Genomic DNA, 21,287 nt, shown 5'->3' with positions numbered 1-21,287 from the left:
CGTCGCTTGGCATTCTTACAGCTTCGCCAGAATTTCTGCTAGTTGCCCGTCGTAGGCAGTGAAACATCGACAAGCCGGGCGTTGAGCCGATTTAGCGCCTCATCGGTGAAATCGAATTCTGACTTAACGATAATCACCGTGGTTTTTGCCAAAACAAGATCCAGATTGCGCTCTCTGGCAATCTCTTGCGAGATGAGCAGTAAAACCTGCTGTACCTCGGACATACCCCGACTGAAGAGTTGATCCAACCGACGCCTTTCAGCCTGCATTTCCCGTTGAAGTGTTACGCCTTCGGTTTCAAGATTTTCGCGCTCACGCAGGTACTCGTCTTCTGAAAGAGAGGCCCGCCGCTGAGCCAGATCAAAATCTGCCGCCCGCAGCAGTTCTTCCCGATCAAGCATTGCCTGCTGGGCCGATTGCCGGCCCGCTTCTATGCGTTCGGCCAAGGCCTTAACCGCGACCGACTCCCGAAGGACAACCTGAATATCGATGACACCGATGACCGGCGCACGCGCTGCCTGGGCCTGGGCAGCCATTGGCAGGGCCACCGCCAGCAGAAAGGTTGCGGCAATGCGCAAAGGCCAACGGCATAAACGCGTCATATTCCCTAAAACTGTGTTCCAAAGCTGAAACTGAGGATCTCGGTCTCGTCGAAGTCCTCTTTGACCACCGCGAAGCCTAAATCCAGGACCACCGGGCCGAAAGGCGAATTCCAGGATACGCCGGTACCAACCGTAACACGAGGATTGCTCGAATCATCGACGACAACCGGGATGTTGCCGTCATCAAGATCCCAGGCGGCACCGATATCGGTGAACAAGCGCCCGCGTACGTCGAGATCGAAAGGTAGGGACAGAGGAAAGGCCAATTCAACGGTGCCGGTATAGAAGTGCTTGCCGCCCAGAGCATCCCCGGTATTCCGGTCGCGCGGTCCGATACCGCCAAACTCAAACCCGCGCGGATTGCCGCCACCCCGGAAAAAACGGTCCGAAATCCTCGTATCTTCCCCGACGCCGGCAATGGTGCCGGTCGAGCCCCTAGTACTGATCGTGTAGTCTTCAAAGACGGTGTAATAGTAACCGCCGCTGACCGAGGCCTTCACGAAAGTCACATCGCCGCCGAGGCCGGTGAACTCCGTTCGAAGCCTGCCGATGACACCCTCTCTCGCATCGAAACGCGAGTCCCGGGTGTCATAGGTCAGTTCGTTGCTGACACCGGAGCGCAGCGTCGTTCCCTCCTCCGAGCGCACCAGCAGGGACGCATCGCTGTCCACATCGGTGATATCACGGTTCTCGGCCGTATAGCGGACCACATTGCGAATATTCTCGGTCACATTGAAACCGGCACGCAACGAACCACCCAGCCGCTCTTCCTCAAAAGAGCTTTCGTCATCCCGATCATCCGTGGTGCGGAACAGATCGATACCCGCCGCCAGGTTCCGATCCAGGAAATAGGGCTCGGTGAAGCTGAAGTCGATTTCCGAGGCCTCGCCAGCGAGCGTGAAGCTCAGCCGGATATCCTGCCCTCGACCGAGCAGGTTGCGCTCCCGGATACCAATGTTGCCGATGGGCCCGTCGGAAGACGAGAAACCGGCGCCGAACGTCAAATCGCCTGTCGATTGTTCTTCGACCTCGACTTTCACCACCGTGCGGTCAGGGGCGCTGCCCGGCTCATTCTCCACTGTTACCGTCTTGAAGAAACCGAGGTTCTGTACGCGCTGACGGGAACGGCGCAGTTTTGAACTGTTGAAGGCGTCGCCTTCGACCAGCCGGAACTCCCTGCGGATAACCCGGTCCAGGGTTCGGGTATTGCCCTCGATATCGATCCGCTCAACGAAAACCTTTGGCCCCTCCTGAATATCGAAAACGATATCGATGGTCAGGTTTTCCCGGTCGCGCTGAACCCTGGGCCGGATATCGACAAAAGCGAAACCAAGGTCGCCGACAGCCTCGGTCAAGGCCTCGATCGTCTTGTCGACCTCGCTGGCGTCGTACCAGTCGCCTTCAAAGGTCGTTGCCTGATCGCGTAGCGACTCAGGATCCAGATTGCGCAGCGTTGTCTCTATGCCGATGGCGCCAAAGCGATAGCGTGGGCCTTCCTCCACCGTGAAGGTCACGATGAAATCCTGATTGTCAGGGGTCAACTCGGCGACAACCGACACCACGCGGAAATCCGCATAACCCTCATTCAGATAGAAGCGGCGCAGCAATTCGCGATCGAAAGTCAGTCGATCAGGATCGTAGGTATCGGTACTCGAAAAGAAGTTCCAGAATGAGGCCTCTGAGGTGGTTACTTCATCCCGCAGCGTCGAATCCGAGAACTCCTTATTGCCGATGAAATTGATCGCCCGAATGCTGGTCAGCGGGCCTTCGGAGATTTCGAAGGCGAGATCGACGCGATTCTGCTCGAGCTGGATGACCTTGGGTTCCACCGTCGCGGCAAAACGTCCCGAGCGGCGATAGATTTCCAGGATCCGGTCGGCGTCGCTCTGCACTTTGGTGCGCGTAAAGACCACGCGCGGGCGCAATTCGATCTCCTGTTGCAGAGTCTCATCGTCGATTCGCCGATTACCCTCAAAAGCGATGCGATTGACGATCGGGTTCTCCGCAACCACGACAACCAGCACATCGCCGTCGCGGCGCAGATTCACATCGGCAAACAGACCGGTGGAAAAAAGGTTCTTGAGAGAGCGATCAAGCCGCACCGGATCGAAGGGGTCCCCGGGGTTGACCCTCATGTAGGAGCGGACCGTGGCAGCCTCGATCCGCTGCGTTCCTTCTACCCTGATCGAATCAATCCTGCCGCCGGACAGCAGAGACTGCGCGAACAAAGGCTCAGAAAGGCCAAACCATGCTGCGTTCGACAGCAGGCAAGCAATAACGACGACGAACAACCGTCCGCGACACACGTTCCCTTGTTCCTTCCCCCGTGGCACTGGTGTTCTAGGTGACCAGGCCCTTAAAAAAATTCGCTAAAGTCTCGAACCGCGCCAAGTCGTTCCACGTCACGAAGACCATTAACGTCAATACCAGAGCCAGTCCAATCCGAAAACCGTATTCTTGGGCCCTTTCCCCCAATGGGCGCCCCCGCACCGCCTCAACGGCATAGAACAGAAGATGACCGCCATCGAGCATGGGTATCGGAAAGAGATTGATCAGTCCCAGGTTGATCGAAAGCACCGCGGCAAAAAAGATGGCCTGGGGAATACCGTGTTCCGCCACCTGTCCCGACATCTGGGCAATGCGAATCGGTCCTCCCAGCTCGTCGGCACCGCGATCCCCCCTTATAATCTGGCCGAGCGCCGTAAAGGTCTGGCTGACAATGGAAATCGTCTCGCGCGTCGCCTGCCAAACCGCCGTGACCGGATCATGCCGGATGAAGGCATTGCCGCTGCGCTGGATACCCAGTTGACCCACTTCCTGGGCTTCGCCAAGGCTGTTCTCCCGCACGACGCGCGCCGGGGTCGCGATCAACTCCAGCTCCTCACCGTCGCGCAGCACAGTGATTTCCAGGTTTTCTTCGGGCCGCAGCCCGACAATCCGCTGCAACTCTTCAAAACGTGCCACGGAATTCCCGTTTACCGCGGTAATCTCGTCGCCCGCCTGGAACCCGGCGGCTTCGGCGGCGGAATCCGGAACTACTGCCCCCACCACAGCGGGTGTGAAGGGTTGACCGATAATGCTGAAAAGGCCGGCCAGAAGAACGATGGCAAAGAGAAAATTGGCAATCGGCCCGGCCGCGACGATCCAGACGCGCTGGTTCAGGCGCTTGTGCGGAAAGGCAACCGCGCGCTCCGCCTCGCTCATTTCCGGGCTCTCATCCGACGGCATGCTGGCCGCATTCGCGTCGCCGAACATCTTCACGTAACCGCCAAGCGGAATCGCGCTGAACTTCCACCGCGTCCCGGCTTTGTCGGTCCATCCGAACAGTTCCGGGCCAAACCCAATGGAGAACACCTCGACGCGCACGCCGTTCCATCGCGCCACAAGGTAGTGGCCAAGTTCATGAATGAAGACCAGAGCCGTGAGGATGATCAGAAAGGGTATGCCAAAGCCGTAAAGGCCACCAGAAAAATCCATGACTTAAAGGTCGATCCTAAGCTTGTTTCTGAGCTTTCGACGGCCGGTCTTCTGGCCGCCTTGGCGACCATCGGCTCGCCCACCCGACCCCTCATCGGAGCTCACGGTGATACCGCAAAACCGCTGTTAAGAAAAGGACTTAGGCCGCACCACCCCGTTGTTCAAGCAGCCTTTGGGCGGTCTGCCGGGCAATCCCATCCGCCGCCTCAACTTCGTCCAGGCTGCTTAGGGACACGCTGGGATGGGCCTCAAGCGTTTGTTCCACAACCTCGGCTATCTCGGTAAAGCCGATGCGGCCGGCCAGAAAAGCCGCCACGGCTTCCTCATTGGCGGCGTTCAGGGTGGTCGGTGCCGTCCCGCCGGCACGCAAGGCCGCCCGGGCCAGGGCCAGGGCCGGAAAGCGAATATCGTCAGGCGACTCGAAGTCCAGGCGGGCGATAGCCCCGAGGTCCAGCCTCTCCACCGGGGTCGCCATACGCTCCGGCCAGGCCAGGGCATAGGCGATGGGCGTGCGCATGTCAGGCTGCCCCAACTGAGCCAGCACCGATCCGTCGATGTAGGACACCATGGAATGGATAACGGACTGGGGATGGACCAGGATATCGATCCGGTCCTCAGGCACGCCGAAGAGGTAGTGTGCCTCGATCAGTTCCAGGCCCTTGTTCATCATGGTGGCTGAATCTACTGAGATTTTGGCGCCCATATCCCAATTGGGATGCGCCACGGCCTGCTGCGGCGTGACCGTGGCCATCGCCTCGCGGCTGAGCTTGCGGAAAGGCCCGCCCGAAGCCGTCAGGATCAAACGGTCGACCGCCTCCGGCTGCTCCAGATCCAGGACCTGAAAGATGGCATTATGCTCAGAATCGACAGGCAGCAGGTGGGCGCCGCAGGCTGCGACCTCCGCTGTCATCAGGCTGCCGGCGCACACCAGGGTCTCTTTGTTGGCGAGCCCGACGATTCGTCCCTGACGAACCGCCGATAACGTCGGCGCCAGTCCTGCCGCCCCGACGATCGCGGCCATGACCCAGTCGGCGGGCCTTGCCGCGGCTTCGGCCACCGCCGCCGGCCCGGCAGCAGCCTCGATGCCGGTGCCGCTCAGCGCTTCCTTGAGGTCCTGATAACAGCTCTCGTCCGCCACCACGGCCAGGCGCGCGCCGAATTGCTTTGCCTGCGCGGCCAGGCTGGAAACCGATCGATTGGCGGTCAGGGCTTCGATTTCGAAGACCTCGCGATTGCGTTCGACCAGATCCAGGGTGCTGCAACCGATTGATCCGGTTGAGCCCAAGACCGTGAGGCGTCGCGGTTGGCTCGCTGTCTTCAGTGCGGGGGTAGCCAATGACATGTCAGACGCGGGCCTCCATAACCCAGAAGAAGACGAAAACAAGCGGAAGGACCGCCAAAAGGCCATCTACACGGTCCAGGATACCACCATGGCCGGGAATCAGGTGACTGGAATCCTTTACGCCAAAGCGGCGCTTGCACCACGACTCCAGCAGATCGCCGCCCTGCGCGACGACGGCAAGGAAGGCACCGGCGCAGATCATGAGAAACAGCGGTTTCTCCAGCCACTCGGCGGCGATACCGCTTACCAGGGCGGCAAAGACAGCACCGCCGATCAAACCGGCCCAGGTCTTGTTCGGGCTGATGGTCGGCGCCAGCTTGGGGCCGCCAATTCCCCGTCCGGTAAAGTAGGCGCCGATGTCCACCGCCCAGACGACAGCCAGGACCCAGAAGACCAAGGCACGCCCCTGACCGGGGATTTCCCGTAACCAGAGAAACGAAAGCACTGCGAGGCCTATGTAGAGCGTGCCCCCGGCGAACCACAACGCCTGTGGCCGATGCACAAAAAAGTTCACGAGCAAAACCAGGGCCGTGCCGATCAGCAACTCAATAAACGCGTGCTGCGAGACCTCCAGGGCGAAGGCAAAGGGAACCCCGATCAGCGTCAGGATGACCAGTATGCCACCAGGAAGAAACCTGCCGCTGCTGCACAGCCGCGCCCATTCCCATCCCATCAAGCCCGCGGCGACGAGCATCAACGCGTCGAGCCAGACCCCCCCGACATAGATGCCCGCGAGAATCAGTGGTGCCAGCACCACTGCCGAAATAATGCGGGTCTTGAGCAAGCTTGTCCCTACTGGGATTCAGCAGCCGCGCCGTAGCGCCGGTCACGTCTTTGGTATTCTTCGACAGCCGCCAGAAGGTCGCTTTTGTCGAAATCAGGCCAAAGCTTGTCGACAAAGATCAATTCGCTGTAGGCGGCCTGCCAGAGCAGGAAATTGCTAAGGCGCTGCTCGCCGGAGGTCCGGATTACCAAGTCAGGGTCTGGAATACCGGCGGTCAAAAGCCCTTGAGCAAAAAGGTCCTCGTCGATTTCCGAGGGCTGCAGCTCGCCATCGCGTACCGCCTCGGCCAATCTTCTGGCAGCCTCGGCAATCTCCTGGCGGCTGCCGTAGCTGATTGCAATCATCAGGTTCAGCCGCTGATTGTCCCGGGTTCTCGCTTCAGCATCGTCGATCAGGCGGACAATGTCGTCAGGCAGACGCGCCCGGTCGCCGATCACGCGCAGGCGGATGCCGTTCTTGTGGATCTCCGCCAACTCGCTTTGCAGATAGCGCCGCAGAAGGCCCATAAGGTCCGCGACCTCGGTCATCGGCCGGCGCCAGTTCTCCGAAGAGAAGCCAAAGAGGGTCAGAAATGGAATGCCAAGCTCGATCGCGCCCGATATGCAGCGGCGCACGGCCTCGGCACCTTGACGGTGGCCAAGGGTGCGCGGCATACCCCGCGCATTCGCCCAGCGCCCGTTGCCATCCATAATGATCGCAACGTGACGAGGAACCGCCGGATCCGAAGAGAAAGGGAGTTCGTCCATCGCGGTCAGACCTGGAGTATCTCCTCTTCCTTCTGGGCCAGCCCCTCATCAATCTTCTTGATGTGGGCGTCCGTCAGATCCTGGATTTTTTCCGCCCAGCCGTGATGCTCGTCCTTGGAAATCTCGGAGTCCTTTTCCATTTTCTTGAGCATTTCCATGCCGTCCCGGCGCACGTTGCGAACCGCAACCCGCGCCTGCTCGGCATACTTGCCGCCGATCTTGGTCAGCTCTATGCGCCGCTCTTCCGACAGGGCGGGTATCGGCACACGCACCAGTTGCCCGTCACTCGCCGGGTTCAGGCCCAATCCGGCCTCGCGGATTGCCTTTTCAACGGCACCGACCAGACTGCGATCCCAGACCTGGACGGTGACCATCCGCGGTTCCGGCACCGAAATGCTGCCGACCTGGTTTATCGGGGTTGCGGCCCCATAGGCCTCAACCATGATCGGCTCCACCAGACCGGCCGAAGCGCGGCCCGTTCTGAGGCCGGCAAACTCTTTGTGGAGCGCATCGATGGCACCGTCCATACGGCGTTTGATATCGCTTAGATCAGGGTCAGCCACGGTTCAATCCTCATCTTTCACCAGTGTGTAGCAACCATTGCCCGACAGCACCTCGGCAAAGGCGCCGGGTCGATAAATCGAGAAGACAAGGATAGGGATTTGGTTTTCGCGGGCAAGAGAGATAGCCGCATGATCCATAACACCCAGATCGTCGGTCAATACCCGCATATACCCCAGGCGCTCATAGCGCTTCGCATCTGGATTCTTCTCAGGGTCGGCATCATAGACGCCGTCCACCTTGGTGCCCTTCAGAAGGACATCACAGCCCATCTCGGAGGCGCGCAGGGCCGCCGCGGTATCCGTCGTGAAATAAGGGTTTCCGGTTCCTGCGGCAAAGATGACCACTCGTCCCTTTTCCATGTGCCGCTCGGCCCGGCGCCGGATATAGGGTTCGGCGACCGTATCCATCGGAATGGCGGTCTGTACCCTTGTGTCCACCTGGATCTGCTCAAGGGCGTTCTGCAGAGCCAGAGCGTTAATCACAGTCGCCAGCATGCCCATATAATCGGCCGAGGCGCGCTCCATTCCGGCCGCCGCGACAGAAACTCCGCGGAAGATGTTACCGCCGCCGACGACCAGGCAAACATCGATCCCGAGCGCCCGAACGGCGCCCACATCTCTGGCGATCTGCGCGACCATATCAGGGTCGAGACCGTATTCGCGATTGCCCATAAGGGCTTCGCCGGAAATCTTCAGAAGGACACGCTTGTAGCGTGGCGCGGGGTTCAGTTGGGTTTGCGTCTTGGACATGAGCCTCTATGAAGCCTTGCGACGAGGGTGCGCCTCTGGGGGAGCGCGCTGGGGGAAAAGCGGCCACATGGTAATGCGCCGGAGGGCTTCGCGCCAGTGGCCCGAAGCCCTCCGGCCCAGAACATTTTTATAGCCAACGGGTCCAGGCCCGCAAGGCACTATCCCCCAAGGGTCGCGGCGACTTCTGACGCAAAATCGGATTCTTCCCGCTCGACGCCCTCGCCCAACTGGAAGCGATGGAAGCCGGCAACCGTGACTGGAGCCCCGACATCCTTGCCGGCGGTCTCCAGGACCTTGCTGACTTTGTTCTCGCCGTCGATGACGAAAACCTGCTCAAGAAGGCAGACTTCCTCGTAGAACTTGCGAAGCCGGCCCTCGACCATCTTGGCGATGATCTCCTCAGGCCGGCCGCTGGCACGCGCCTGCTCGGCCAAGACGTCACGCTCACGCTCCACGGCAGAGGTATCGACGCCGTCGCGGTCGACCGCCTGGGGCTGCGCCGCAGCAACGTGCATGGCCAACTGGCGGCCCAACGCTTCAAGCTTCGCGGTGTCGCCTTCGGATTCGAGCCCGACCAGCACACCGATCTTGCCCAGGCCCGGGGCCGTCTGGTTGTGAATGTAGGAGCAAACAACGCCTTTGCCGACGGAGATACCGGCCGTACGACGCAGCGCCATGTTCTCGCCGATCTTGGCGATCATGTTGGTCAGTTCATCGGCGACGCTATGGTCGGTGCCGGGGAAACCGGCTGCCGTGGTCTGCTCCAGGTCGCCACCCACGCCGAGTGCAATCTCCGCGCAACTGCGCACGAAACCCTGGAAAGCATCGTTGCGCGCAACGAAGTCGGTCTCGGAATTGACTTCGACCACGGCGCCGGAAGTACCCTCGGAGGCGACAGCAACCAGGCCCTCGGCCGCGACGCGGCCTGCCTTTTTGGCGGCAGCAGCGAGACCCTTCTTGCGCAGCCAGTCGACCGCTGTCTCCAGGTCACCGTCTGTCTCGGTCAACGCCTTCTTGCAATCCATCATCCCCGCGCCGGAGGATTCGCGCAGCTGTTTGACCAGCGCTGCGGTAATCTGAGCCATGACTCACCTCTTTTTTCTTGGAGTCCAAGTGTTCTTCAATGAGGGAGCCCCGACCTTGGCCGGGGCTCCCAAATCGCTTTTTTCCGGTCTCAGCTGCCGGCAGAAGCCTCTTTCGAGGCATCCGCAGCTTCGGCAACCGCTTCCGGGGCTGCCTCGGGAGCCGCTTCAGGAGCAGCCTCGGCAGGTGGTGCAGCCGCCGGCTCTTCCGGCAGCACTTCGACCGGCGCCACTTCGGCAGCACCGACATCGCCGCCGCTGGCCGCTACCTCCGCCTGAATGCCGTCGAGAACGGCATCGGCGATCAAGTCGCAGTACAGGCTGATGGCGCGCAGTGCATCATCGTTGCCCGGTACCGGGAAGGTCACACCATCCGGGTTCGAGTTGGAATCAAGCACACCGATCACCGGGATCTTCAGATTGGTCGCCTCGTTGACGGCGATGTGCTCCTTGTTGGTGTCGATCACCACGATCACGTCAGGCAGACCGCCCATCTCCTTGATCCCGCCCAGTGCACGCTCCAGCTTGTCGCGTTCGCGGGTCAGGTTCAGCAGCTCTTTCTTGGTGAGGCCGATCTGCTCTTTGGCCAACTGGTCTTCGACCGTGCGCAGGCGCTTGATCGAATTCGAGATGGTTTTCCAGTTGGTGAGCATGCCGCCCAGCCAACGGTGGTTGACGTAATACTGGCCGCAGCGCTTTGCAGCCTCGGCCACCTTCTCGCTGGCCTGGCGCTTGGTGCCGACGAAGAGCACGCGGCCGCCGCCGGCGACCACTTCGCGCACGGTAACCAGCGCCTGGTTCAGCAACGGCAGGCTCTGTTCGAGATCGATGATGTGAACGCCGTTACGGACCCCGAAGATGTAGGGGGCCATGCGGGGGTTCCAGCGACGGGTGGTATGTCCAAAGTGAACGCCAGCTTCCAACAGCTGACGCATCGTGGGGCTCGGAAGCGCCATAAGATCTTCTCCGGTTGGTCCACCGTGGGCCTGTCATCTGCTCCCCTTTTCCAAAAAAGCCCGGAAAAGCTGGGGTTTCAGACACCGGAGCGACGATCGGGATTTCTCCCCGAGAGCCGCAATGCCCACGTGTGAGGTTGAAAACGGGCGGGTTATCGCCCCCAGGGCCGCAAAAATCAAGGAAAAAGGACCTGGAAAACCCATCTGCGGCCAGCGCCCCGGCAGGGCCGCCGCTCAGCGCTCCTGCATAACGATCCCCGGGATCGCCTTGATCGCCTGCCGGGTGGTCGGCGAGAGCTGATAACCGCCCCCCAGGGCCAGTTCGACCTCCTGCCCGTCCGCCAGCGTCAGGACCAGTTTCACCTTACGCCGGCCCCTGCCCTCGCGCTCCAGGATGGATTTCAGGCTGCTGAGCGGCTTCGGACTGGTCAGGTGAATGTTGAGGCCGTCCGAGCCCCTTGCCGCGGCATTGTCCAGCGGCTCCAGAGACTGCGCGGTAAGCCGCGGCTCGTCTTCGCCGCGATGCTCGACGGACACCTTCAGCGAGAGCGGCTGGCCGCCTTCCAGGAACTCACGCGCCTGGCTGAGGGTTTCCGAAAACAGTGTCACCTCGAAGACGCCGGAGGCATCGGTGAGCTGCACGAAGGCCATGCGGTTGCCCTTGCGGCTGTTGAGCTCCCGCTTGCCGATCACGATGCCCGCCATGGTGACAAGGTCCGACTTGCCCATCTGCATGACTTCGGTGCTGGTCTTGGCTTTGATCTTCTCCAGTGTCGGCCCGTAGGTATCCAGCGGATGGGCCGAGAGATAAAAGCCGATGGCATCGAACTCATTGCGGAGCCGATCCATTCCCGGCCAGTCCTCGACCGGCGGAAGCGGCAGCGCCAGGGGCTCGCTCTCGTCCGCCGCGCCGAAGAGGTTGACCTGGGCGCTTTCGCGCTCGCTGGCCGCGGCGCTGGCGTAGCGCACGATGGTCTCGGCCGCGTGGTAGACCTGCGCCCGGTTGGGACTGAGGTCGTCAAAGGCGCCGGCCCGGGCCAGGTTCTCGACCTGGCGCTTGTTGATCTGCTTCACATCGACGCGCTGGGCAAAGTCGGCAAGACTCTTGAAGGCGCCGCCGCTCTGCCGCTCCTCGATCACCGAGTCCATGGCCGCGCCGCCGACGTTCTTCACCGCCGCCAGGGCGTAACGAATCGCCGGCGTCCCGTCGTCCAGGGCCTCGACCGAAAAGTCGCGCTCGGAGCGGTTGATGTCCGGCAGCAGCAAGGCGATGCCGAGGCGCTGCAGCTCCTGGCGATAAACGTTCAGCTTGTCAGTATTGCCCATGTCGTAAGTCATCGAAGCGGCAATGAACTCGACCGGATGGTTGGCTTTCAGATAAGCCGTCTGATAGGCCACCAGCGCATAACCGGCGGAATGGGCCTTGTTGAAGCCGTAGCCGGCAAACTTATCGACCAGGTCGAAGACGTAGGAGGCGCGGTCTTTGGTCACGCCCTTGGCCATGGCGCCTTTCACGAAAATGTCGCGCTGGGCGTCCATCTCCGCCTTGATCTTCTTGCCCATGGCGCGGCGCAGCAGGTCGGCCTGTCCCAGGCTGTAGTCGGCAAAGACCTGGGCGATCTGCATCACCTGTTCCTGGTAGATGATGACGCCGTAGGTATCCTTCACCACCGGCTCGATGGTTTCGTGCAGCACCTCCGGCTGCTCCTTGCCGTACTTGCAGGCGACGTACTTGGGGATGTTCTCCATCGGGCCGGGCCGATAGAGCGCCACCAGGGCGATGATGTCCTCGAAGGTGTCAACCCGCGCTTCGCGCAGCAGGCTGCGCATGCCCGAGGATTCAAACTGGAACACGCCGACCGTATCGCCCCGGCTCATCATCTCGAAGGCGCCGGCATCGTCGAGCGGGATATGGGTCAGGTCGACCGTCACGCCGCGCTGCTCCAGCAAAGCACAGGCCCGCTGCAGCACGGTCAGGGTTTTCAGCCCCAGGAAGTCGAACTTCACCAGCCCGGCCTGTTCGACATACTTCATGTTGAACTGGGTGACCGGCATGTCGGAGCGCGGATCGCGGTAGAGCGGCACCAGTCGATCGAGCGGACGGTCGCCGATCACAACGCCGGCGGCGTGGGTCGAGGCGTGGCGGTAGAGCCCCTCGAGGCGCAGCGCAATGGTGATCAGGCGGTTCACCGCCTCGTCTTCGCGGCGCATCTCCTGAAGTTGCGGCTCGCCGTCGATGGCCTGCTGCAAGGTGACCGGATTGGCCGGGTTGTTCGGCACCAGCTTGCAGATGCGGTCGACCTGCGGATAGGGCATCTGCAGTACCCGGCCCACATCGCGCAGCGCGGCCCGCGCCTGCAGCTTTCCGAAGGTGATGATCTGGGCGACGTGGTCGCGGCCGTACTTGTCCTGAACGTAGCGGATCACCTCGTCGCGGCGGTCCTGGCAGAAATCGATGTCGAAGTCAGGCATCGACACGCGCTCAGGATTGAGGAAACGCTCGAACAGCAGGCCGAAGCGAAGTGGGTCCAGATCGGTGATGGTCAGGGCCCAGGCGACCACCGAGCCGGCGCCGGAACCGCGCCCCGGCCCGACCGGAATGTCATGTGTCTTGGCCCACTTTATAAAGTCGGCAACGATCAGGAAGTAGCCGGCAAAGCCCATCTCCTGGATCACTTTGAGCTCGAAAGCCAGGCGCTCGCGATAAGGCGCCGCCACGGCCTCCCGCTCCGCCGGATCGACACCGGTCAGGACCTGGTCCTCCAGGCGTCTCTCCAGTCCTTCCTCCGACTGGGCGCGCATCTCCTCTTCCTCGCTGCGGCCCTCGGTCGTCGGAAAGGCCGGCAGAATGGGCTTCACGAACTCCGGGAAATAGGCGCAGCGCCGGGCAATCACCAGGGTGTTGTCGACCGCCTCGGGCAGATCGGCAAACAGCACCCGCATCTCAGACGCCGTCTTGAAGCTGTGATCCGGGGTCAGGCGGCGGCGGTCGCTCTGGGCGATGTAGGCGCCGCCGGCAATACACAGCAGTGCATCATGGGCCTCATAGTCGTCCGGCCCGGGGAAGTAGGCTTCGTTGGTTGCAACCAGCGGCAGATCCTGCGCATAGGCCAGATCCAGCAGCGCCGCCTCGATTGCCTCTTCCTCCGGCAGCCCATGGCGCTGCAGTTCGACATAGAGCCGCCCGGGGAAAATCTCCTGGAGGCGTTTCAGCAGGGCCTCCGCCGCAGGTCCCTGCCCGCCGGAGAGCAAACGGCCCAGCGCGCCTGAAACCCCGCCGGTCAGCGCGATCAGCCCCTCGGCGTATTCGGTCAGCAGGTCCAGGCCTACCTGCGCGACTTCGCCGGGGTCGCTTTCGAGAAAAGCCACGGAGACAAGGCGCATCAGGTTTTCGTAACCGGTTTGATTCTGCGCCAACAGGACCAGTTGATCCGGTGGCGGCGCGGTGCCGTTGCGCGGCTCGCCCGCTTCCCGGCTGATTGCCAGTTGGCAGCCGATGATCGGCTGGACGCCGGCTTTCTGGGCTTCCTGGGCGAACTCAAGGGCGCCGAAGAGATTGCTGGTATCGGTCACCGCGACCGCCGGGATGCCATGCTCCCGGCAGAGCTTCACCAGGACCTTCGGCCGGATCGCCCCTTCCGACAGGGAATAGGCCGAGTGGACCCTGAGATGAACGAAGTCAGCGTGCGCCATGCGCCGAGTGTGCCCTCAGTGAAGGAGTCGAGTCAGGAGAACAGGTTAGCAACCGCTGTGGGTAACTCGCCAGACGGGAGTGAGACCCTAACCTTCGACGATGTGGCCGTGCTCCAGTCGCAGAACACGGTCCATGCGCCTGGCCAGATCCATGTTGTGGGTGGCGATGAGAGCGGCCAGGCTGCCGTTGCGCACCAGACCGGTCAACTGGGCGAAAACACCGTCGGCGGTGTCCGGGTCCAGGTTCCCGGTCGGCTCGTCCGCCAGCAGGATCGAGGGGTCGTTGGCCAGTCCCCGGGCAATGGCCGCGCGCTGCTGCTCACCGCCCGAAAGCCGCGCCGGGCGATGGCTGGCCCGGGGCGTGAGCCCGACGGAGTCCAGCAATCCCGCAGCTTTCTCCCGTGCCTTGGTCTTGGAAACGCCGGCGATCATCTGCGGCAGCACCACGTTTTCCAGGGCCGAGAACTCCGGCAAAAGATGATGGTATTGATACACAAAACCGATGGCGCGGCGGCGCAGTGCCGTCCTGGCTCCGTCGGAGAGTTTGGTGCAGGCCTCGCCGTCGACCAGAACTTCGCCGCCATCAGGTTTTTCCAGAAGGCCGGCGATGTGCAGCAGAGTCGATTTGCCCGAGCCCGAGGGACCGACCAGGGCCACCATCTCCCCCGCCCTGACCGTGAAGGAGGCGTCGTGCAGCACCTCTAGTTTGCTGCGCGCCTGCTTGAAAACCCGTTTCACGTCCCGCAGTTCGAGACTGCCGGCGGCGTTGGCGCCGCGTTCACTCATAGCGAAGCGCCTCCACCGGATCGAGCCGCGCCGCCCGCCAGGCCGGATAGAGCGGCGCCAGGAAAGAAAGCACCAGGGCAAAGACGACGACGACAATCACCTCGCTGGATTCGACCTCCGCCGGCAGGCGCGACAGAAAGTAGATCTCTGCATCGAAAATCGTTCGCCCGGTCATCTTCTGGAGCACCTGGCGGATCGCTTCGATGTTGCTGGAAAACGCCAGACCGAGCCCGAACCCGCAGAGGGTCCCCAGCACACCGATGCTGGCGCCGCTCAGCAGGAAGATACGCAAGATCATGCCGCGGGTCGCGCCCATGGTCCGCAGGATGGCAATGTCTCTGCCCTTGTCCTTCACCAGCATGGTCTGGCCGGAGATCACGTTCAGCGCTGCCACCACGATGATCAGCGAGAGGATCAAGGCCATGACGTTGCGCTCGACCTGGATCGCGTTGAAGAAGCTGGCATTGGTCTGCTGCCAGTCGACGGTGCGAAATCCCGGCCCCAGTTCTCGTTGCAGGGTCCGGCCTGCGCTCAGCGCGTCCTCCACATCATCGACAAAAACCTCGACCGCGTTCACGGATTCCGGCAGGCGGAAGAACAGCTGCGCAGCCTCCAGGGGCATGTAGATGAAGCCGTTGTCGTATTCGTACATTTCGACATTGAAGAGGGCCGCCACCTGGTAGGTCTTCAATCGCGGTACGGTACCGATCACCGTGGTCGTGCCCGACGGCGAGACCAGGGTCACATTGTCGCCGACCCTGAGGCCGAGCTGCCGGGCCAGGCGGTATCCCATCAGGATGCCGTTATCGACGCCATAGTCGGCCATGCTGCCGCTGATGATATTTTCCGCCAGGATCGGACGCAGCGCCACATCCTCGCCGCGCATACCCCGGACCAGGGCGCCGGTCGCCGACCCATCGGCCGTCACCATCACTTGGCCGTGGACCTGGGGGGTCACGGAGATCACACCCTCGACCGCCATCAGGCGGGCTGTCAGGTCGTCGTAACCGTCTATGCCGCCGCCATTGGCAAAGATCGTCAGGTGGCCGTTCACGCCCAGGATCCGCGACAGCAGTTCCTGGCGAAAGCCGTTCATCACCGCCATCACGATGATGAGAACGGCTACCCCCAGCATGATGCCGAGAAAGGAGAAGACCGCGATGACGGAGATGAAACCCTCTTCGCGGCGTGCCCGCAGGTAGCGCATCGCCACCAGGCGTTCGAAGGCATTGAAGATCATCCGGGCGGCCTAAGCGACCAGCTTGGCGATGGCGGCCTCGGGCGAGAGCTCCTCGCGCTCGCCGTTGCCGCCGCGGCGCTTCAATTCGACGACGCCGTTCTTCAGGCCGCGCGGCCCGACCACAAGCTGCCAGGGCAGCCCGATCAGGTCCATGGAAGCGAACTTGGCCCCCGCCGACTCATCACGGTCATCATGCAGCACCTCAACCCCCGCCTCGACCAGCTGGCCATAGAGCTTATCGCAGGCCGCGGTGCAATCCGCATCAGCAATGCGGAGGTTCACCAGGCCGACATGGAAAGGCGCCACCGATTCCGGCCAGATGATGCCGTTCTCATCGTGGCTGGCCTCGATGATGCCGCCGACCAGGCGCGAAACGCCGACGCCGTAGGAGCCCATGTGGATGGGCACGGTCTGGTCGTCCGGCGTGGTGACCAGGGCGCCCAGAGGCTCGGAGTACTTGGTGCCGAAATAGAAGATATGGCCGACCTCGATCCCACGCCCGACGTAACGCCGCTGCTCGGGTACGTCCGCCTCGAAACGGGCCTGGTCGTGTTTCTCGTCGGTACGGGCGTATAGGCTGGTGGAGTAGTCCACCACCTTCTGGACCGCGGCATCGTCCTGGTAGTTGAAATCAGCCTCCAATACATCATGGTCCAGGAACTCACGGTCGCAGAAAACTTCCGACTCCCCTGTTTCGGCCAGCACAATGAACTCGTGGCTGAGATCGCCGCCGATGGGCCCGGTGTCCGCCTCCATGGGGATCGCCTTCAGGCCCAGGCGGGCGAAGGTCCGCAGGTAGGCCACGAACTGGCGCTGATAGGCGCGCTTGGCACTGTCGTAATCCAGGTCGAAGGAATAGGCATCCTTCATCAGGAATTCCCGTCCCCGCATCACGCCAAAGCGCGGCCGCACTTCGTCGCGGAACTTCCACTGGATGTGATAGAGCCCCTTGGGCAGGTCGCGGTAGCTCTTGGCGCCGTTGCGGAAGATCTCGGTGATCAACTCCTCATTGGTCGGCCCGTAGAGCATCTCGCGCTCATGGCGGTCCTGGATGCGCAGCATCTCCTTGCCGTAGTCGTCATAGCGGCCCGACTGTTTCCACAGATCCGCCGACTGAATGGTCGGCATCAGCAGTTCCTGCCAACCGGCGGCATCCTGCTCTTCGCGGACGATCTGCTCGATCCGGCGCAGCACCCGATAGCCGAGCGGCAGCCAGGAGTAGATGCCTGCCGAGGCCTGGCGGACCATGCCGGCACGCAGCATCAGGCGGTGGGAGACGATTTCCGCTTCCTTCGGGTTTTCCCTCAGGGTCGGCATGAAATACTGCGAAAGGCGCATGGAGAACTCTGGCTGTGACTGACGGGCCCGCCCCGGCCGAAAACCGACCGAAACGGGGGAAGTCATGTTGTATATGGGAAGCCCGGGGCCTTGTCCATGGCACGCCCGGTCCTGCTAGTCGGCGGCCTTTGAATCCCGGATGATCCACTGGCAGCGGGCGGCCAATTCAGCCTCAGCCTCGCTTTGCAGGGGCTGGCCGTTGAAAAAGGCCTGGCCGCTGGCGAGATCCACCGTCACCTCGCCGATGAAGGCGTCGGCCTTGAAGTTCACCCCGTTGGCGGGGATGCCAAACCGGTCGAAAAGATCCACCTCGATGGGGATGATCACCGCCTGCGGCAGGGTAATGCCGCCACCGCCCGACGGATCGTTGGCCCCCAGATCGGCCGGCGCTACGGCCTTGCTGCGCACGTCGACGCCCGCCTGATAGGTCACATCGTCTGCCGGCAGATGACGGGTCAGGGCCGCGCAATCCGCCGCGCTGATCGTCAGGTAGGGCTCGTCCGCCGCCGCAACCGTCAGGCCCGGTATCGCGAGGCAAAGGCCGAGCAGCCCGGCAACTGAAAGGCGACAAAGTGAAAAACAGGTGAGATCTGGTGAGCGCATGCTCGAACCTAGGTTCCCTCGATTTAAGAAAGCGATAAACCCGCTTTCGCGAAATTGTTGCAATGCAACATGGCCCATCAGCGTAACATTGTTAGAAAAGTGATGACGCGGATAGTTCTTTAGGCTAATAGTATCTTCCCGTAAGAACTGCCTAATAAATGGCAGCGCGGCCCAGGTTTAGGGTGGATACGCCTTTTCGGTGATTCTTCGGAATCATCCAATAAAAAGAGAGCCTGCAATTGGGCCTCAAAACCTAACAGGGAACTGGTGACGGCAAGCTTCGTGCTTGCCTATTTTTTTGCCTTTTTCGCTTTCCCCGCCCCTGCGCCAAGCTTCTTCGCGGCGGTCTTCTTCGCCGCCACCATCCAGGCCGGTTTCAGACCGGCAATCTTACGGTAGGTCGGGCACTTCTCGTGATGCGCGCCCGGCAGATACCCGATGCTCATCAGGAACTCCCCGACGATTTCGCCGCCGGTGAACTTGAAGGTCTTGCGGAACAGCTTCACCCAGTCTTCCTTGGGTAGTGGATGCTGCGCGGCGATCCAGCCGGCGAAGGAACCGTGTTCCTCGGCCAGGACCAGGATGCGCTTTGCGTTCTCTATGGCCGCGTCGACCTTCAGGCGGTTGCGGATGATGCCGGCGTCATTCAACAGCCGGGTCCGGTCCTTCTCGCCATAACCCGCCACCCGCGCGATGTCGAAGCCGTGATAGGCCGCCCGGAAGTTCTCGCGCTTCTTCAGCATCAGTTCCCAGGACAACCCTGCCTGGTTGATTTCCAGGATCAGGCGCTCAAACAGCACCTGATCATCCTCCACCGGGAAGCCGTATTCTTGGTTATGATAGTATGCGTGGACAGGATGATCCGGGGCGAAATCGCAATAACTGCTCATGTAAGCGCTTCCAAAATATAGGCTTTTCTTGGCCGCGCCCTCAAGGAGTGACGCGGAAGCTGATCCAGTCCTGCTCGATGAAAAAGTGGATTCCGACCGAAATCACCGCCGCAAGAAGGGTCGTAACCAGGACCTTGCGGACCAGCATGGGTCGCTCCGGTGCGCCGGCTTCGTGACCGGGTTGGGGGTTCTCCGTCCGGCGAACCCCGAAGGGCAGCACGGTCAGGAAAACGACACACCAGACCATGGTGTAGACGAGAATGCCGGTGAACCAGTTCATCGCCTGCCCTAGACCTGCTCAAGTTCGACGAGAGTGCCGCAGAAATCCTTGGGATGAAGGAAGAGTACCGGCTTATCGTGGGCCCCGATTTTGGGCTCCCCATCGCCCAGCACCCGGGCCCCCTGGGCAACCAGATGGTCGCGGGCGGCCAGAATGTCGTCGACCTCGTAGCAGACATGGTGCATGCCGCCGGCGGGGTTACGCGCCAGAAAAGCGGCAATCGGCGAGTCCTCGCCCAGAGGCTCCAGGAGTTCGATCTTGGTGTTGGGCAGCATGACGAAAACCACGGTGACCCCATGCTTGGGCTGCGCCTGGGGCGCGGAGACTTCAGCGCCCAGCATGGCGCGATAGACTGCCGCCCCTGCCTCAAGGTCCGGCACCGCAATGGCAACGTGGTTCAAGCGACCGATCATGCCCTCCTCCTCAAAATTCTCGACTCTGCTACCCAGGCCCAGCCTATTCGAAGCGCCGCTCTATTCAAACCGTATGACGTGCACCATGGTGACAGGCTTCTTGCCAAGCAGCCGGTTGACGGTGCGCCGCAAGGCCTGCTGGGCGGCCTCCCGCACGGCGGAATCGTCGCGGCGTTCGCGCTTTCCCAGGCGTTGGACGGCATGGCTGATTGCGGCCTCAACCTCGGTCAGAATCTCATCTTCCTCGCCCGGCTCGAAGAGCCCGGCAGTGCTGATTTCCGGGTCGCCGTCCAACTGGCCGCGCTCATCCAACACAAGGGTCACGGCAGCGGCCCCATTGAACACCATCTTCTGGCGTCCTTTGATCACCGACGAATTCACCGGCAGGAGACGCCGCCCCTCATAAGCCAGGCGGCCGGAGGGGACCTGATCGATGATCCGCGCCTCCCCCGGCGCCAGTTGGATCATGGCGCCGTTCTGCCCGACGATCTGCTGGGGTATCTGGCATTCCTTGGCGATCTGGGCGTGGGCGGCCAGATGACGCCGTTCGCCATGCACCGGCACGGCGATGCGCGGCCGCACCCACTGATACATCTGGATCAGTTCATCACGGCCCGGATGGCCGGAAACATGGATATCGTGGTTACGGTCATCGATGATCTCGACCCCGGACTCGACCAGTGCGTTCTGCAGTTCGAAGATCTTGGTCTCGTTGCCGGGAATCACCCGCGAAGAAAAGACCACGGCATCGCCCTTGTCCAGCGCGACGGCCGGATGGTCGCCGCGCGCAATACGCCAGAGCGCAGCCCGCGGTTCACCCTGGCTGCCGGTGCACAGCAGCAGCACTTCGTTGCGCGGCAGGTAGTCGATCTCATCTTCTGAGAGAAACGGCTGGTGCCCCTTCAGGTAACCGCTTTCCCGGGCGCATTCGACGATACGGTGCATGGAGCGGCCGAGCAGGCAGACCCGGCGGCCGCTCTCCTCCGCCACCTTGATGATCGTCTCAAGCCTCGCGACGTTGCTGGCAAAACAGGCGACGGCGACCCGCTGTTTCAGGCCGCCAATCACATCGCGCAGCCGGTCGCGTACCGCGCCCTCGGAACCGGCTTCACCGGCAACCATGGCATTGGTCGAGTCACCGATCATCGCCAGCACGTCCTCGTCGGCCAGGGCCTTCAGGCGCGCTTCGTCGAAGTCGTCGCCGACCAGGGGGTCGGGATCGAGCTTCCAATCGCCGGTGTGAAGAACCGACCCGGCATCGGTGCGGATCACCACCGCGTTGGGCTCGGGGATCGAATGCGTCAGGGTGATGAGTTCAATGTCGAAAGGCCCCACCGAGAACTTGCCCGATAGCGGCACCTCGGTCAGGGGCACTTCGTCGAGCAACCCGAACTCCGCCAGCTTGCGGCGCAGCAGCGCCGCGGTAAAACCGGTCGCATAGACCGGACAACGCAGCTTGGGCCAGATGTAGGGAACGGCACCAATATGGTCTTCATGGGCATGGGTCAGCACAAGGCCGGCCAGATCCTCGCGGCGTTCCTCAATGAAAGCCGGGTCCGGCATCAGAACATCGACCCCCGGCAGGCGCTCGTCCGCGAAGGTGATGCCCAGATCAACCATCAGCCAAGCCCCCTTGTGGCCGTAGAGATTGAGGTTCATACCGATCTCACCGGTGCCGCCAAGGGGCAGAAAGTAGAGCGCATCGGCCCCCAGGTCCGACCCGGTGTAGCTGCGTACCATCA

Annotated in this window: 19 protein-coding genes; all 19 read right to left on the bottom strand. The window is 62.0% G+C overall.

Going from position 1 to position 21,287, the window contains the following annotated elements:
* Positions 1–38: 38 nt before the first annotated feature.
* On the bottom strand, positions 39–602 hold the full coding sequence (locus HBA54_RS01715; protein ID WP_167220692.1) for an OmpH/Skp family outer membrane protein: 564 nt from the start codon (positions 600–602) through the stop codon (positions 39–41).
* A gap of 5 nt (positions 603–607) precedes the next feature.
* Positions 608–2,830, bottom strand: coding sequence for an outer membrane protein assembly factor BamA (gene bamA, locus HBA54_RS01710; protein ID WP_240932441.1), 2,223 nt, complete (start codon positions 2,828–2,830; stop codon positions 608–610).
* A gap of 112 nt (positions 2,831–2,942) precedes the next feature.
* Complete coding sequence (gene rseP, locus HBA54_RS01705) at positions 2,943–4,079, bottom strand: RIP metalloprotease RseP (RefSeq protein ID WP_167220688.1); 1,137 nt, start codon at positions 4,077–4,079, stop codon at positions 2,943–2,945.
* 139 nt (positions 4,080–4,218) lie between these two features.
* A complete protein-coding gene (locus HBA54_RS01700; RefSeq protein WP_167220686.1) occupies positions 4,219–5,421 on the bottom strand; it encodes a 1-deoxy-D-xylulose-5-phosphate reductoisomerase in 1,203 nt (400 codons plus the stop codon).
* A gap of 1 nt (position 5,422) precedes the next feature.
* The gene (locus HBA54_RS01695) at positions 5,423–6,205 is read right to left on the bottom strand and encodes a phosphatidate cytidylyltransferase (RefSeq protein WP_167220684.1); all 783 of its coding nucleotides are present in this window, start codon (positions 6,203–6,205) and stop codon (positions 5,423–5,425) included.
* Between the two features lie 8 nt (positions 6,206–6,213).
* A complete protein-coding gene (locus HBA54_RS01690; RefSeq protein WP_167220682.1) occupies positions 6,214–6,951 on the bottom strand; it encodes an isoprenyl transferase in 738 nt (245 codons plus the stop codon).
* A 5-nt stretch (positions 6,952–6,956) separates the two neighbouring features.
* On the bottom strand, positions 6,957–7,514 hold the full coding sequence (frr, locus tag HBA54_RS01685; protein ID WP_167220680.1) for a ribosome recycling factor: 558 nt from the start codon (positions 7,512–7,514) through the stop codon (positions 6,957–6,959).
* A 3-nt stretch (positions 7,515–7,517) separates the two neighbouring features.
* Entirely contained in the window at positions 7,518–8,264 is a 747-nt protein-coding gene (pyrH, locus tag HBA54_RS01680; protein ID WP_167220678.1) for a UMP kinase, read from the bottom strand.
* Positions 8,265–8,422: 158 nt separating this feature from the next.
* Positions 8,423–9,349, bottom strand: a complete 927-nt coding sequence (gene tsf, locus HBA54_RS01675; RefSeq protein ID WP_167220676.1) for a translation elongation factor Ts — start codon at positions 9,347–9,349, stop codon at positions 8,423–8,425.
* An 89-nt stretch (positions 9,350–9,438) separates the two neighbouring features.
* Entirely contained in the window at positions 9,439–10,302 is an 864-nt protein-coding gene (rpsB, locus tag HBA54_RS01670; RefSeq protein WP_167220674.1) for a 30S ribosomal protein S2, read from the bottom strand.
* A gap of 234 nt (positions 10,303–10,536) precedes the next feature.
* Entirely contained in the window at positions 10,537–13,995 is a 3,459-nt protein-coding gene (gene dnaE / locus HBA54_RS01665) for a DNA polymerase III subunit alpha (protein ID WP_167220672.1), read from the bottom strand.
* 87 nt (positions 13,996–14,082) lie between these two features.
* Positions 14,083–14,781: an ABC transporter ATP-binding protein gene (locus tag HBA54_RS01660; protein ID WP_167220670.1), complete on the bottom strand. Its 699-nt coding sequence runs from the start codon at positions 14,779–14,781 to the stop codon at positions 14,083–14,085.
* Complete coding sequence (locus HBA54_RS01655; RefSeq protein WP_167220668.1) at positions 14,774–16,021, bottom strand: lipoprotein-releasing ABC transporter permease subunit; 1,248 nt, start codon at positions 16,019–16,021, stop codon at positions 14,774–14,776. Before HBA54_RS01655 ends, HBA54_RS01660 begins: the two co-directional genes overlap by 8 nt.
* Before the next feature lie 9 nt (positions 16,022–16,030).
* Entirely contained in the window at positions 16,031–17,359 is a 1,329-nt protein-coding gene (gene proS / locus HBA54_RS01650; RefSeq protein WP_167220667.1) for a proline--tRNA ligase, read from the bottom strand.
* Between the two features lie 114 nt (positions 17,360–17,473).
* A complete protein-coding gene (locus HBA54_RS01645) occupies positions 17,474–17,962 on the bottom strand; it encodes a hypothetical protein (protein WP_167220665.1) in 489 nt (162 codons plus the stop codon).
* Between the two features lie 290 nt (positions 17,963–18,252).
* The gene (locus tag HBA54_RS01640; RefSeq protein WP_167220663.1) at positions 18,253–18,852 is read right to left on the bottom strand and encodes a DNA-3-methyladenine glycosylase I; all 600 of its coding nucleotides are present in this window, start codon (positions 18,850–18,852) and stop codon (positions 18,253–18,255) included.
* A gap of 40 nt (positions 18,853–18,892) precedes the next feature.
* On the bottom strand, positions 18,893–19,132 hold the full coding sequence (locus HBA54_RS01635) for a DUF1467 family protein (protein WP_167220661.1): 240 nt from the start codon (positions 19,130–19,132) through the stop codon (positions 18,893–18,895).
* A gap of 8 nt (positions 19,133–19,140) precedes the next feature.
* Positions 19,141–19,545 (bottom strand): methylmalonyl-CoA epimerase, encoded by a 405-nt coding sequence (gene mce / locus HBA54_RS01630; protein ID WP_167220659.1) that lies wholly within the window; start codon positions 19,543–19,545, stop codon positions 19,141–19,143.
* 60 nt (positions 19,546–19,605) lie between these two features.
* A complete protein-coding gene (locus HBA54_RS01625) occupies positions 19,606–21,285 on the bottom strand; it encodes a ribonuclease J (protein WP_167220657.1) in 1,680 nt (559 codons plus the stop codon).
* Positions 21,286–21,287: the final 2 nt, after the last annotated feature.

Origin of the sequence: Pelagibius litoralis, assembly GCF_011683915.1 — a bacterium.
Classification (GTDB): domain Bacteria; phylum Pseudomonadota; class Alphaproteobacteria; order Kiloniellales; family Kiloniellaceae; genus Pelagibius; species Pelagibius litoralis.
The sequence above is the reverse complement of the archived record's forward strand: the minus strand, read 5'-3'. Positions and strand labels throughout refer to the sequence as shown.